Raw genomic sequence first — 448 nt, forward strand, 5'->3', positions numbered from 1 at the left:
GGCCTGGTGGATATGTAGCTGCAATTCGTGCGGCGCAGTGCGGCTTCAAAACTGCGATTGTTGAGCGTGAACATCTCGGGGGGATTTGTTTAAATTGGGGTTGTATTCCAACCAAGGCACTTTTGCGTTCAGCGGAAATAAAGCATTTTGCTGAACATGCGAAAGATTATGGATTAAAAATTAACGGTTCAATTGAAGCAAGTATCAAGGATATTGTAGCACGTTCACGGGGAATTTCAGCGCGTTTAAATACTGGCATTGGTTTTTTGATGAAAAAAAACAAAATCGACATTATTTGGGGTGAAGCAAAATTAACCAAGAGAGCAAAAGGAAGCCAGCTTGCCGAAATTAAGGTTTCTTCATCGTTGAAAAAGATTATGCAACCACAAAATCCAGTACCTAAAGGAACATTAGGAGAAGGAATTTATCAAGCAAAGTACGTTGTTAT

1 protein-coding gene is annotated in these 448 nt (G+C 40.0%); it reads left to right on the forward strand.

Annotation, left to right across the window (positions count from 1 at the left end):
• A partial coding sequence (locus tag J7R05_RS08140; RefSeq protein WP_208541865.1) for an FAD-dependent oxidoreductase occupies positions 1 to 448 on the forward strand: 448 nt, incomplete at both ends.

Origin of the sequence: Bartonella capreoli, from assembly GCF_902813205.1 — a bacterium.
Taxonomy (GTDB): Bacteria; Pseudomonadota; Alphaproteobacteria; order Rhizobiales; family Rhizobiaceae; genus Bartonella; species Bartonella schoenbuchensis.